At 57.8% G+C, this 12,826-nt stretch carries 15 protein-coding genes; all 15 read right to left on the reverse strand.

Annotated features, from left to right (window positions below):
- Positions 1-32: 32 nt before the first annotated feature.
- The 15 genes from yqeB to T518_RS01585 all read right to left on the reverse strand — a co-directional run bounded on the left by yqeB (position 33) and on the right by T518_RS01585 (position 12,762).
- Positions 33-872, reverse strand: a complete 840-nt coding sequence (gene yqeB, locus T518_RS01515) for a selenium-dependent molybdenum cofactor biosynthesis protein YqeB (RefSeq protein WP_036374099.1) — start codon at positions 870-872, stop codon at positions 33-35.
- 762 nt (positions 873-1,634) lie between these two features.
- The gene (locus tag T518_RS01520; RefSeq protein ID WP_036374102.1) at positions 1,635-2,297 is read right to left on the reverse strand and encodes a TatD family nuclease-associated radical SAM protein; all 663 of its coding nucleotides are present in this window, start codon (positions 2,295-2,297) and stop codon (positions 1,635-1,637) included.
- 32 nt (positions 2,298-2,329) lie between these two features.
- Positions 2,330-3,154 (reverse strand): pyridoxamine kinase, encoded by an 825-nt coding sequence (locus T518_RS01525; RefSeq protein WP_036374103.1) that lies wholly within the window; start codon positions 3,152-3,154, stop codon positions 2,330-2,332.
- A gap of 29 nt (positions 3,155-3,183) precedes the next feature.
- Entirely contained in the window at positions 3,184-3,678 is a 495-nt protein-coding gene (queF, locus tag T518_RS01530) for a preQ(1) synthase (protein WP_036374105.1), read from the reverse strand.
- Positions 3,679-3,888: 210 nt separating this feature from the next.
- Entirely contained in the window at positions 3,889-4,641 is a 753-nt protein-coding gene (gene sdhB / locus T518_RS01535) for a succinate dehydrogenase iron-sulfur subunit (protein ID WP_005841427.1), read from the reverse strand.
- A gap of 18 nt (positions 4,642-4,659) precedes the next feature.
- On the reverse strand, positions 4,660-6,567 hold the full coding sequence (sdhA, locus tag T518_RS01540) for a succinate dehydrogenase flavoprotein subunit (RefSeq protein ID WP_036374108.1): 1,908 nt from the start codon (positions 6,565-6,567) through the stop codon (positions 4,660-4,662).
- Between the two features lie 35 nt (positions 6,568-6,602).
- The gene (locus tag T518_RS01545) at positions 6,603-7,229 is read right to left on the reverse strand and encodes a succinate dehydrogenase/fumarate reductase transmembrane subunit (RefSeq protein WP_036374111.1); all 627 of its coding nucleotides are present in this window, start codon (positions 7,227-7,229) and stop codon (positions 6,603-6,605) included.
- An 80-nt stretch (positions 7,230-7,309) separates the two neighbouring features.
- Positions 7,310-7,876: a Fe-S-containing hydro-lyase gene (locus T518_RS01550; RefSeq protein ID WP_036374114.1), complete on the reverse strand. Its 567-nt coding sequence runs from the start codon at positions 7,874-7,876 to the stop codon at positions 7,310-7,312.
- Positions 7,877-7,919: 43 nt separating this feature from the next.
- Positions 7,920-8,762, reverse strand: a complete 843-nt coding sequence (locus tag T518_RS01555; protein WP_036374117.1) for a fumarate hydratase — start codon at positions 8,760-8,762, stop codon at positions 7,920-7,922.
- Between the two features lie 290 nt (positions 8,763-9,052).
- A complete protein-coding gene (locus T518_RS01560; RefSeq protein WP_036374120.1) occupies positions 9,053-9,544 on the reverse strand; it encodes a YfcE family phosphodiesterase in 492 nt (163 codons plus the stop codon).
- Positions 9,541-10,140: an XTP/dITP diphosphatase gene (locus T518_RS01565; protein WP_036374122.1), complete on the reverse strand. Its 600-nt coding sequence runs from the start codon at positions 10,138-10,140 to the stop codon at positions 9,541-9,543. Before T518_RS01565 ends, T518_RS01560 begins: the two co-directional genes overlap by 4 nt.
- Before the next feature lie 18 nt (positions 10,141-10,158).
- Positions 10,159-10,905 carry a ribonuclease PH gene (gene rph, locus T518_RS01570; protein WP_036374125.1) on the reverse strand — a complete coding sequence of 249 codons (747 nt, stop codon included), beginning with the start codon at positions 10,903-10,905 and terminating at the stop codon, positions 10,159-10,161.
- 102 nt (positions 10,906-11,007) lie between these two features.
- A complete protein-coding gene (locus T518_RS01575; protein WP_036374127.1) occupies positions 11,008-11,673 on the reverse strand; it encodes a F420-0--gamma-glutamyl ligase in 666 nt (221 codons plus the stop codon).
- A 13-nt stretch (positions 11,674-11,686) separates the two neighbouring features.
- Positions 11,687-12,238 (reverse strand): hypothetical protein, encoded by a 552-nt coding sequence (locus tag T518_RS01580; protein WP_081828378.1) that lies wholly within the window; start codon positions 12,236-12,238, stop codon positions 11,687-11,689.
- 53 nt (positions 12,239-12,291) lie between these two features.
- On the reverse strand, positions 12,292-12,762 hold the full coding sequence (locus T518_RS01585; protein ID WP_051652131.1) for an acyl-CoA thioesterase: 471 nt from the start codon (positions 12,760-12,762) through the stop codon (positions 12,292-12,294).
- Positions 12,763-12,826: the final 64 nt, after the last annotated feature.

Here is a 12,826-nt window from a genome sequence, read left to right on the forward strand (position 1 = left end):
GCATCATCTCCTCATCTGCTAACCGGCAGGAATCAGTGGCCAAAGAAGCGATGCTTCGGCTTCTCGCTCTCCCAGGCCATGACGGCCTCAAGGACAGAGCCGCCGATGCAGCGCGCCTTGTCCGAGATCGTGTAGCACTCTTCCTGCCCCATCGTCGGGTGGATGTCAGCGATCTTCTGACCGGCCTCGACCTTGCTGCCATCGTAGATGGCGCCGCGCAGGACGCCGTCGATCGTCGCCTTGATCTCGACGGCCTCGCCGTCCTTGACGTGGAGCTGTCCGATGACCTCGCCCTGCTTGACCATCAGTGAGATCGTGCGCAGCATCTCGACGCGTCCGTCGGCCGGGGCAAAGACGAGATGCTCGATGTTCGGGTTCTCTCCGACCGTGCCATTGCCGTGGTCGAGGTCCTTCGAAGAATAGCCTTCGTAGATCAGGCGGCCGAGATTGTGACCGCGTCCCGTCTCCACGACGGTATCGACATCGCGGCCCGCGCAGAAGCCCGGCCCGAGCGCTATCGTGTGCTCAGCCAGGCCCTTCTCCTTGCCGTGGTTCTTGTGGGCGACGATGGCGTCGATGAGCACATCCGGCTTGAGGGCAGCCACGCACTTGGCCTCCGGATCGGCGATCATCATGATCTCCCCCTTCTTCAGTCGCTTCTGCGCATCCTCGATGCTCTTGGCCCGATAGCATTTGACGCGCTCAACCTCCGACTCACCGCGGTACATGGCATCCGAGAACGTGACCTTGCGCCGCGTCGCCGTCGGCTTCTTCTGTTCGAGGATCAGAACGCGGAATCCCGCGCGATGAAGGCAGTGCGCAATGCCGCTGCCCAGTTCGCCGCCGCCGCGGACAATGATCAGGTGTTTCATAGATGGAACCTTCTTTCCCTAAAGTCTTTCCTCTATTATACTATAAATTGACACAATCTACCTGAAATAATTTATTTTTGTCAGCCTTGTGTAAAGCATTGCAATTGTCTGACACACGTGTTATAATATAACTGTAAAGAGGAGATGGACAAGCAAACCACCGCCGAGTAGTCCTGGAGGTCGAAAGATAGAAGGTGCATGTCCTGCCGAAAAAGGCGCTCTTCAAAACCTTACACGAAAGGATGTGGATGGTTATTGAAGATTATGATGAGCAGAACTTCTCTCCATCCTGACTAGCAAGCGCACTGGTGAAGTACAAGAATATCCATAGCGCGGGGAATGCACGTAATGATGGCCAGGGGCCGCCAGTCGTGCTCGATGCCAATGGAAGTCTGGAGCGCAACGTCAGTAACTGGATTGAAGGAACGCAACCCTGGGTAACGGTAAATCATCGAGAATCCATCGAGAAGTAGTCGGTATCTCCTATGTTATCGGTAACGGACCAAGATGAACCAGATGTGCACAACGTGATTTTGAGATCACAACTGTTTCAGCTGAGCATGATGAGATATTTGCAAAGTTCCTGTTCGCGAGGGAAATTTGCTAGATGACAACAGAATATTGAAGAAGGATTACATTATTTATGGTTAACTACGTATAAAGCGGCTTACATTTACGAGAGAAATGTAAGCCGCTTTTGTTGTGCCGATTCGGTTGTATTGCCAGGATATCTGCTCAGGCACTCAAGATCGTAACGACGCCTCAAGAATCTTCATACGGGCGCACGCGCAGCGTCAGGCCGCGTTCCTCGCAGATTTTTCGGCACTTCTCGATCTCCTCCGGCCCCTCGACGTGGTCGACGATCGTCAGGACGACATTCGGCACGTAGGGCTTGCAGTGCTGCGCAAAGGTCAGCATCGCGTCGTACGACTGGACGCCGAACTTCGCGCGCGTGAGCTCGAAGTAGCGCTCAGCGTTCGACGCGTTGAGGCTGATGGAGACTGTGTCGAGGATGCCTTGGAATTCCGAAGCAAACTCGCGGCCGTTCTCCAATTCGCCGAGGCCGTTCGTGTTGAGACGCGTCGGCAGTTCCGGATGATGCTGCTTGACGTAGCGCAGGAGCTCTAAGAGCACATCAAGGCGCATCGTCGGCTCGCCGAAGCCGCAGAAGACGACCTCCTTGATGTAATCCCAGGGAACTGTATCGAGTGCGGCCTTGACCTCCTCGACCGTCGGCTCCTTGCCCTTGAACCACAGCGAGGACTGCTCGGCCATGTGCTTCATCGTGCGCAGGCAGAACGTGCAGGCGCAGTTGCAGTGGTTCGTGATGTTGATGTAAAGGTTGCGCTTGCCTTTCGGCTGCACGCGCAAGGATTCATCGAGCGGCAGGTACTTGCCGCCGGCATGCGTTGCATAGACAATCATGGAAATCCCTCCCAAAAACAAAAGAAAACGCCTCAGCGAAGCTCGGTCAGGTACTCCTCAAACGGCAGGCCGTAATTCCATGGCAAGTCGAGCTCCAGCGCATAGGCGAGACAGCGGCTGATGAAGGAAGCGGCCTTCTGGACGGCTGCCTCCAGCTCCTCGCCGCGGATCAGGCTCGCCGCAACGATGGCGGCGAAGGCATCGCCGCTGCCGCTGCGGTCGCCGCCAATCTTCGGCGCGCGCACGATGGCGATTTTGCCCTCCTCGTAGAGAAAGTTCTTGATGGTGTCACCCTCGTGGAGCCCCGTGATGACGACCTGCTTCGGTCCGCGCGCCGCTAGGGCCTCTGCCATCTCGCAAAGCTCATCGTCCGTGACAATCCCGTCCGTGGGATACGGGATGTCGAGCAGCTGGCAGGCCTCTGTGAGGTTCGGCGTGACGAGGTCCGCTACGCCGAGCAGGCTGCGCATCTTGTCGCACATCTCCTGCGTGTACGACGGGTAGAGCTTGCCGTAGTCGCCCATGACAGGGTCGACCATGACGCGCGTCCCCGCCCCCTTGAAGCGCCGGATGAAGTCGAGCACGATGGCTATCTGCTCGGCCGACCCCAGAAAGCCCGTGCAGATGCCGTCGAATGCGAGCCCATTCTTCTCCCAGCTCGCGATGTACGGCGCCATGCGCTCCGTGTAATCGTCGAGGTAATGGTCGGGAAAGCCCGTGTGGACCGAGAGGATGGCTGTCGGCAAGGGACAGGCCTGTATCTTCATGGCCGATATGAGCGGCAGTTCCACCGTGACAGAACAGCGCCCGAAGCCAGTGATGTCGTTGACGAGCGCAATTCGCTTTTGTCGTTTCATTTCTCTATCTGCGTCCTCCCCTGCCTGTTTCAGCGGTTGTCGACCTTATCCATGGCGACGAGGTCGTGCTCCATGAAGCGGTGCTCCGCCAGCCGCTCGTACTTCGTATCCGGACGGCCATAGTTGGCGTACGGGTCAATCGAGATGCCGCCGCGCGGCAGGAACTTGCCCCAGACCTCGATGTACTTCGGATCCATGAGGCGGATGAGGTCCTTCATGATGACATTGACGACGTCCTCGTGGAAATCGCCGTGGTTGCGGAAACTCACGAGGTAGAGCTTCAGCGACTTGCTCTCGACCATCCGGCGGCCCGGGATGTACGAGATATAGATGGTCGCATAGTCCGGCTGACCCGTGATGGGGCAGAGCGCCGTGAACTCCGGGCAGTTGAACTTGACCCAGTAATCATTGTCCGGATGACGGTTCTCGAACGTCTCGAGGATCTCCGGACAGTAATCGTAGTGGTATTTGACATTTTTCTTGCCGAGGAGCGTGATGTCCTCCTGGGATTTATCGCGTGACAATGAGCGTCCCTCCATATATCCATTGAATCGTAATCAGTAACGTCTGAATCTATAACTCCTATCATAGCGAATCCTAAAAAAATAATCAAGCATGCTCGTCACACCGAGCATACGCCGAGCGTACACCGAGCATACACCGAGCATACAAAGAGCCCCGCACCCAATCCGAGGATCGTGATGCGGGGCTCTCGTTGCTCAGTCTTATCAGGCTCAGTGATTGAAGATATTCTTCAGGGCCTGCTTGTTGACATCGCGGTTGAGCTGTGCGAGATACGTCGTCAGCTTGATGTTCTTCGGGCAAGCTTCGACACAGTTCTGGCTGTTGCCGCAGCTCGTGATGCCGCCCTTCTCCATCAGTGCGTTCAGGCGCTTCGGAGCGTCGAACTTTCCGAGCGGATGGAGGTTGAAAAGGTAAGCCTGTACCGTCGGAGCCGGTCCGATGAAGTCGGACTGCGGGCCGACGTTCGGGCAGGCCTCGAGGCAGCAGCCGCAGGTCATGCAGTGCGAGATCTCGTAGGCCGTCTGTGCCGTGTACGGGTTCTGGATCGGAGCATCCTTGACCTCCCACGTGCCGTCGACTTCGACCCAGCCGTGGATGCGCTTGAGGCTCTCGAACATGACGGAGCGGTCGATGAGCAGGTCGCGGATGACCGGGAACGTGCGGGCCGGCTGCAGGTGGATTGGCTGCTTGAGCGTATCAACGAGCGTGCAGCAAGCCTGGCGAGCCTTGCCGTTGATGACCATCATGCAGGCGCCGCAGACTTTCTCGAGGCAGTTGCATTCCCACGTCACTGGCGGGACTTTCTTGCCGTCGACCGTTACCGGGTTCTTCTGGATTTCCATCAGGGCAGCAACGATGTTGAGGCCCGGACGATAGTCGATCTCGAACTCCTGGTTGTACGGCTTCTCTTTCGGGCCGTCCTGGCGCTCGACGATGATTCTGACTTTTTTCTGTTCTGCCATTTCTATTTGTCCTCCCTCTTACTCTTTCTTAGCTACGGCATAGTTGCGCAGACGCGGCTTGATGAGAGAGTGCTCGAATTCACGGTAGGAAACGACCGGCTCTTCCTTCTCCTGGTCGAAGGTAACGATGGTCGTGCGCATGAACTTCTTATCGTTGCGCTCGAAGAATACGAGGTCGTCGTTGCCGTCATCCGTCGTGCCACGGCCCGTCTCAGCGTCGAAGTGGAACTTGCCGTACTTCTTCGTGAGGGCTTCCTTGAGCTGGTCGTCCATCTTATCGTAATCGGACTTCAGGACGATCTTCGCATGAGCACCGCGGCTCTCGTCACGCTGCAGAGCGGACTGCGTGATGGCCATCGCATAGATGATCATGTTGCGCAGCTGGCGGACGAACATCGCTTCCTGGTTTGCCCAAGTGCCGTGGTCCGTAACGCCGATGTTGTCCCAGCGCTTGAGGATTTCCTTGAGTTCCTTGACGCATTCTTTGAGGCCGTTGTTGTCGCGCTCGATGGAGACGTACTTGTACATGATGTCGCCGAGCTCATGATGGAGCTTATGCGCATTCTCCGTGCCGTTCATGTTGCGGATCTTGTCGAACTCTGCGACGCACTCCTGGCGGGCAGCCTCGAGCTCTTCTGCCGTCAGGGCAGAGCCGAGCTTGCCGCTGCGTGCGAGGCGCAGGGACTCTGGGCCAGAAATCGTGCCCGAGTACGTTGCCGACAGCAGCGAGTTTGCACCGAGGCGGTTTGCGCCGTGGTACTGGTAATCGCACTCGCCGGAAGCGAGGAGGCCCGGGATGTTCGTGTGATGCTCGCGATCGACCCAGATGCCGCCCATCGAGTAGTGGATCGACGGGAAGATCTCCATCGGGACCTTGCGCGGATCCTGGCCCATGAAGTCGCTGTACATCTCAAGGATGCCGCCGAGCTTGCGCTCGAGGTAATCAGCCGGGATGTGCGAGAGGTCGAGGTAGACGCGGTTCGGGTTGTGCATGCCGAGGCCCATGTGGACGACGACCTTGTAGATGGCACGCGATGCAACGTCACGCGGTACGAGGTTGCCGTATGCCGGGTACATATCCTCGAGGAAGTACCAGCGCTCTTTTTCGCCCGTCTGCGGGTTCTTGCGGTAAACCCAGACGCGGCCGCCCTCACCGCGGCAAGCCTCGGACATCAGGCGGTTCTTGTCGGAACCCGGGATAGCCGTCGGATGGATCTGGAGGAACTCCGGGTTGCCGAGCTCAGCGCCCTGCTGGTAAACAGCGGAAACAGCCGAACCGTTGCAGATCGTCGAAGCCGTGCAGCGGCCGTATACCTGGCCAGGGCCGCCCGTTGCGAGGATGACAACGTCAGCCGGGAACGAGACGATCTCATTGGAGTTCATGTTCTGCGCGACGATACCGCGGCAGATGCCCTCTTTGTTCTTGATGATCTTGATGAATTCCCAGAACTCATACTTCTTGACGCCGCCCTTTACTTCCCAACGGCGAACCTGCTCGTCGAGAGCGTAGAGGAGCTGCTGGCCCGTCGTGGAGCCAGCGAAGACCGTGCGCTTGTTCTTCTGGCCGCCGAAGTTACGGAGGTCGAGAACACCTTCAGCCGTGCGCGTGAACGGCACGCCCATGCGGTCGAACATCTTGATGAGCTTCGGTGCAGCTTCGACCATGCCCTTGACAGCGAGCTGGTCAGCGAGGAAGTCGCCGCCGTAGACCGTATCATCGAAATGCTCGTAGATCGAGTCATGCTCACCCTTCGTGTCCATGCAGGCGTTGATGCCGCCCTGTGCACAGAGGGAGTGGGAACGCTTGACCGGGCAGTAAGAGAAGAGGTCAACCTTGCCGCCGCCTTCGCAGATCTTCAGCGTAGCCATGAGGCCCGAGAGGCCGCCGCCTACGACAATAATCTTATTTTCTGGTTTCTTAGCCATTTATATTCTCCTTTTCTTACACAGCGTATCGGGGCTTACATGACAAAGTAGCTTGCCATGAACGCAATCGTGACAAGGCAGAGGAATGCGCAGAGGCACATCGAGAGAACGTTGATGACGTTCTGGATGCGCGGGCCCTTGGCGATGCCCCAGGTCATGCAGAAAGTCGTGATACCATTGCAGAAATGGAAGATAGCTGCGAACATGCCGATCGTGTAGAGCAGCGTCGTGATCGGGCTGCTCGTGAAGAGCGTATGCAGCAGCTCATACGAGATCGGCGTGCCGTTGATGGCCTTCGTGAAGATGCGCAGGTAGAACACATGCCAGATGAGGAAGATGACGAGGAACCATGCCGTCCAGCGCTGCAGAGCGAACTGCCAGTTGCGGACGTAGCCGTAGCGGCCCGGGTTGTTCTTCGCCTGAAGGGCGATGTAGATGCCGTAGATGGCATGGAAGAGGATCGGCAGTGCGACACCGAAGATCTCCAGGCCGAGGAAGATCGGATGCGGGATGAGCTCCATCATGGCCAGAGCACCGTTGAGGGACTCAGCACCGCCGAGTGCACGAGCATTCGTAATGATATGCTCGAAGAGGAAAATGCCGATTGCCAGCAGGCCGACTAACGAGTGCAGACGGCGCAGATAAAAAGTTGTATGGAACATTCTATACCTCCTGTTGATTCTTGAAAAAGAAAGGAAGCCTTCAAGCGAGCCTCCCAAAAGCTTCCCATCTTCTCTCGTTATCAGTAACCCTTCAGGGTACGATACTTCTCCTGGTTGACATCGTAAAGGTTATTGCCTTCGCAGTCGATGACAACAATAGCTGGGAAATCCTCAACGGTCAGGCGGGCAAGTGCCTCCGGGCCGAGTTCTGGGTAAGCGAGAACTTCGTACTTCTTGACGGACTTCGCGATGAGCGCTGCGGCACCGCCGACAGCAGCGAAATACGTAACGCCGTTCTTCTTCATGGAATCGACGACTTCCTTCGAACGGGAGCCCTTGCCGATCATGCCCTTGATGCCCTGCTCGAGCATCGTCGGCGTGTAGGCATCCATGCGGCCAGAAGTCGTCGGGCCGCAGGAGCCGATCGGATCACCCGGTTTTGCCGGAGTCGGTCCGAGGTAATAGACCATCTTGTTGTGCCAGTCGATCGGCAGCTTCTCGCCTTTAGCGAGTGCCTCGCACATCTTCTTGTGCGCAGCATCGCGTGCAGCGTAGATCTCGCCCGTGATGAGAACGCTGTCGCCGATCTTGAGCTTGTGGGAATCTTCTTCCGTGAACGGGGTATGGATGCGAATAGGTTCTGCCATGATTATCTCTCCTCCTGATAGTTTTGCTCAGTCTTTCGACAGATCAAAGAACGCGCTTTGCATGACGGCATGCATGGCAGCAGATCGTCACAGCGACCGGCAGGCCGGCGATGTGCGTCGGGCCCCACTCGATGTTGACACCGAGGCAGGACGTCGTGCCGCCGAGCTGCGGTCCAATACCCGTTTCATTGATGAGCTCGAGGAGATCGTCTTCGAGTTTCGCATATTCTGGCATCGGGTTATGCGAGTCGATCGAACGCGTCAGGGCAATCTTGCTCATGACAGCGGCGCGGTCCATCGTGCCGCCGATACCGATGCCGACGACCATCGGCGGGCACGGGTTCATGCTGGCATGCAGGATGATCTCCATGACAGCCTTCTTGACGCCCTCAAGGCCGTCAGCCGGTACGAGCATCTTGATGCCGCCCTTGTTCTCGGAACCGAAGCCCTTCGGCTCAACCGTGATCTTGAGCTTGTCGCCCGGAACGATCTTCGTGTAGATGACGCCCGGCGTGTTGTTCTGGGTGTTGACGCGGTTGAAGATTGGCTCTGCAACGACCGATTTTCTCAGGTAGCCTTCCGTGTAGCCCTTGGCGATACCGTCGTTGACTGCCTCTTCGAGGTCGCCGCCGACGATGTGGAGGTCCTGGCCTACCTCGAGGAAGACGATCGTCATGCCGGTATCCTGGCAGTACGGGCGATCCTCATCGCGTGCGATTTCCGCATTCTTGATAATCTGGTCGAGTACAGCCTGGCCAACCGGGGACTTCTCCGTCTCGCGGCCCTTCTTGAGGCCCTCATAGACATCTTTCGGCAGGTAATAAGCCGCCTCCTTGCACAGCTGTGCAACGGTTTCCGTGATTTGTTTTGCGTCGAGTTCTCGCAAAGTGATCCCTCCCATAAATACAACTTATCACACATCTGTGGTTCATCATAACACATTTTATAGCGGCTTTCAAGCATTTCTGAAAGCCCGCGAACCCTTGAAAAAAGCGAATCGAGTTCACTTTTTTGCCTCTCTGCGATCAGCCACAATGTGATGCTTGTCACTCAGATTTTATATTAGTGATTCGCCTTTAAAATCCTTCTTTCGCGCAAGAAAAATTTTATTTCGGGAACGATTATCGATAGGATTATGGAATTATTTACTCCATGCATGATGATGTTGCAAAAAAATCATGCAAAGCGGATCAGATGGCAGGCTGGGGCTTTGCCCTGCTCGAGCTCCATGACGAGGAAGGAACCCTGCATCGCATCGCGCGGGCGCGCGACACTGCCCGGATTGAGCACAGTGATGTGCCCCGTCGAGATCTCTGCGACATGCGTGTGGCCGTAGACGGCGATATCACAGCCCGATTCGCCGGCTGCATCGCAGAGCATCTTCGTCGTGAAGCGCACGCCGTACATGTGGCCATGCGTCAGGAAGATGCGGTGGCCGGCCGCCTCCACGACGTCGTCGTAGCGGGCACCGGGCTCCGGCCAGTCGCTGTTGCCCGCAACATAGCGGACCTTGGCCTTCCCTTCCGTCACCATGGCCAGGTACTCTGCATCCGGCGTGATGTCGCCCGCATGGAGCCAGAGCGCCACGCCCTCTGCCGCCGGATGGGAAAGCATCCGGTCGATGGCACGCGTCGAGCCATGACTGTCACTTACGATACCGATCTTCATCTCAAGCGCTCCTCCAACTCCTCGACCATCGCGCGCAGCGCCTTGCCGCGGTGACTGATCGCGTCCTTCTCCTCAAAGCTGATCTCAGCCATCGTGCGGCCCGGGTAGTCTTCGGTGTAGAAGTACGGGTCGTAACCGAATCCGTTCTCCCCCTTTGCCACCATGCGGACTGTGCCGTCGCAGCGACCCTCCGTCACGAGGCTCGTGCCATCCACATCGACGAAAGCGAGCGCGCAGCGGTAGTCAGCAGGCGACGACTCGACACCGGCTTTCCTTAGCTCTGCGAGCAATTTCTCGTTGTTCGTCGCATCGTCGGCATGGAAGCCGGCGAAGCGCGCCGAGAAGATGCCAGGCTTTCCGCCGAGCACCTCGACCTCCAGGCCGGAATCGTCGGCGAGGCAAGCGCAGCCCGTCTGCTGCTGGTAGAACGCCGCCTTGATGCGCGCGTTCTCGGCAAACGTCTTGCCGTCCTCCACGGCATCGGGCAGTGCGCCGAATTCCGCCAGGGATACGACCTCAACGGGCAGATGCGAGAGCGCCTCGCGCATCTCGCGGACCTTGCCCTTGTTCTTCGTTGCAATCACGATCTTCTTCATCTTCTCACCCTCTTTGAATCAGCCTTCCCGGCCGACGAGCCAGACGAGCTCGCCGCCGAGCACATCCTTCTGATACGAGATGAGCTCCCGGCAGCCCTTCTCACCGAGCGCCAAGAGTGCGCCGAGCTCCTCGTGCGTGAACGGACGGCCCTCGCCCGTGCCCTGTACCTCGACAAAGCGCCCTGCGCCCGTCATGACGACATTCATATCGACGATGGCCCGCGAGTCCTCCTCGTAGCAGAGGTCGAGTATCGGCTCGCCCTCGTGGCTGACGCCGACGCTGATGGCCGAGAGGAAGTCCTTGACGGGGAAGATCTTGCCCTTCTCGTAGAACGAAGCGCACGCCTCGACGAGCGCAACAAAAGCGCCCGTGATGGAGGCCGTGCGCGTGCCGCCGTCCGCCTGGATGACATCGCAGTCAATCATGATCGTGCGCTCGCCGAGTGCCTTCGTGTCGACGACGGAGCGCAGGCTTCTGCCAATCAGGCGTTCGATTTCCTGCGTGCGTCCCGACTGCTTGCCGCGCACGGCCTCGCGCTGCGTGCGCGTCTCCGTGGCACTCGGCAAGAGCGAGTACTCCGCCGCGATCCAGCCCTCGCCCGTACCGCGAAGGAAAAACGGCACGCGGTCCTCGATGGAGGCCGCGCAGATGACCTTCGTGTTGCCCATCTCGATGAGCACCGAGCCTGCCGGGTACTTCTGGAAATGACGATGTATCTCATACGGGCGCAGGGCGTCTGCCATGCGCCGATCCGTTCTTGTCATGATGAACCTTCCTCTCTTTCACATCTTGCACTGGAACAAAAAAGAGGTGCCTACCTCGAGTTTTCGCGGTACAACACCTCTCCCGCTGCCGGGCAGCGGTCTTTATTTCTGCGACTCCTGATACTGTCTGTAGTTCTTGATGATGCAGATCGGCGTCTTCTGGCTCGCATTGCCGAACGGGTTGTCGATGAGCAGCTTCGCTGCCATCTGGCCATCAACCTTGTCCGTCACGCCGACGACGCGGGAGCGCTTGAGGTCGTTGACATCCGCGATCATCGCACCGAAGCAGCCGAGACGCTGCTGGATCTTCTTGACGACCTCATTCGGGTCCTTCGGGCCGTAGACGATGCACTTGTCGAACGGCGGCATCGTGCCCGTTACATCATCGATGAGTGCCGTCTGCTCACCGCCCCACTTGTAGAAGAGGCCGCTCTGGCCGACGAGCTTGCCGAGGAAGCCAGCAAACAGCGCAAAGGCCACACGCCACTTGCCCTCGACGTCCATCAAGGACTGCATGCCGTGCGGCGATGCCAGGCTGCCGTAGTCCGGAATGAAGCGGCAGCAGAACTGCGCCACACGCGTGATCTTGAGGTCTTCCGGGCGCACGAAGCGGCCCTGCGTGATGGCGACGACACTCTCTGCCGTGCAGAGCAGGTCATCCGGGCCGATCTTGCCCTTCGTATAGCGTTCAATGCTGTCGACAATATCGTCTTTCTCGGTCAGGATGCGCGTCGGGACCGGGATCAAATCGAGTTTTGCTTCTGCCATGATAATTCCTCCCTCAGTCCTTCACGAGTTCCACACCGGCGAGCTTGGCGATCTCCTCAGCGGAGAGCGTCAGACGGACCTTCGTGTAATGCCACGGCGTGCGGCCCGTCTCCATCCAGATGACATCGAGCGGCAGGTCGACCATGTGCGAGAGCGCTTCCTTGAGCGTCATGCCCTTGCGCGGCGTCAGCTTGACCTTCGCGAAGATGTTGAGCTTGTCCTCGTGGTTCGGGTCGCCGAGCTTCTGGATCAGCACGGCCTCGAAGTAATCGTCCTCGCGCGGTTCACCCTCGCGCTCCGCCTTGCCACGTGCCTCGATGCCATCGTACTGCTCATACGGCAGCTGCGGGCGCACGAGTGCGTCCATGATGGTGGCGCACTGCTTGCCTTCATTGACAAACGTCAGTTTTTTCGAGATCACGATTGCGTCGTCCGTCTGCGATTCCACCACGAAAGGCGCATCCGTCTTGACGACAATCTTCTCCTTGCCTGCGATGCAGAGATACAACTTCGCCACGATGACCGCAGCGACGATCAGGGCAATGATTGCATATAATACCGTCACGTTGATTCCTCCTGATTCTTTCTATCCAAAAATAAAACAAAGTGATGACCGGCTCATTTCCGGCGCGATGCAGTTCCTTGTGCCTCTTTTGCCTGCATTTCCTGCCAGTCGGCCTCGTCAGCCATGGCCTGCTGGAGCTTTGCGTAGTACTTCTCCGGCAGGCGCGTGATCTTGCCGCTCTCGCGATGCGTGAAGACGTTCTGCGTGAAGCCCGTGACCATGAGCTCGCCTGTCGCCTTGTTGAAGACGCGGTACTGGAAGGCCATCTTCGCTTTGGTCAGTGCCTTCGGGCGCGTCTCGATGCAGATGTCGTCGTCAAAGCGGCCCGGCGACACATACTTGGCCCGCACTTCCGTAATCGGGAAGACATAGCCGTCCTCCATCATCTCCCCCAGCGTGATGCCGTACTTGCGCAGATATGCCACGCGTCCCGTCTCGAACCAGCGGATATAATTGGAATGATGCACGACAGCCATCGCATCCGTATCGTAAAAATTCACATGATGCTCGGTAATGATGGGCAAGAGAACCCCTCCTCCAAATCGACTTTGTGATTTCCTTTACAAACACATTCTATAGCCTAGAACA

The sequence above is a fragment of the Mitsuokella jalaludinii DSM 13811 genome (genome assembly GCF_000702905.1).
Taxonomy (GTDB): Bacteria; Bacillota; Negativicutes; order Selenomonadales; family Selenomonadaceae; genus Mitsuokella; species Mitsuokella jalaludinii.

Excerpts from the sequence above, each read along its gene's own strand:
- sdhB (WP_005841427.1), bottom strand. The coding sequence starts at position 4,641 with ATGGCAGAACAGAAAAAAGTCAGAATCATCGTCGAGCGCCAGGACGGC.
- T518_RS01565 (WP_036374122.1), bottom strand. The coding sequence starts at position 10,140 with ATGAAGAAGATCGTGATTGCAACGAAGAACAAGGGCAAGGTCCGCGAG.
- T518_RS01525 (WP_036374103.1), bottom strand. The coding sequence starts at position 3,154 with ATGAAACGACAAAAGCGAATTGCGCTCGTCAACGACATCACTGGCTTC.
- T518_RS01550 (WP_036374114.1), bottom strand. The coding sequence starts at position 7,876 with ATGGCAGAACCTATTCGCATCCATACCCCGTTCACGGAAGAAGATTCC.
- T518_RS01575 (WP_036374127.1), bottom strand. The coding sequence starts at position 11,673 with ATGGCAGAAGCAAAACTCGATTTGATCCCGGTCCCGACGCGCATCCTG.
- yqeB (WP_036374099.1), bottom strand. The coding sequence starts at position 872 with ATGAAACACCTGATCATTGTCCGCGGCGGCGGCGAACTGGGCAGCGGC.
- rph (WP_036374125.1), bottom strand. The coding sequence starts at position 10,905 with ATGACAAGAACGGATCGGCGCATGGCAGACGCCCTGCGCCCGTATGAG.
- sdhA (WP_036374108.1), bottom strand. The coding sequence starts at position 6,567 with ATGGCTAAGAAACCAGAAAATAAGATTATTGTCGTAGGCGGCGGCCTC.
- T518_RS01545 (WP_036374111.1), bottom strand. The coding sequence starts at position 7,229 with ATGTTCCATACAACTTTTTATCTGCGCCGTCTGCACTCGTTAGTCGGC.
- T518_RS01520 (WP_036374102.1), bottom strand. The coding sequence starts at position 2,297 with ATGATTGTCTATGCAACGCATGCCGGCGGCAAGTACCTGCCGCTCGAT.
- T518_RS01560 (WP_036374120.1), bottom strand. The coding sequence starts at position 9,544 with ATGAAGATCGGTATCGTAAGTGACAGTCATGGCTCGACGCGTGCCATC.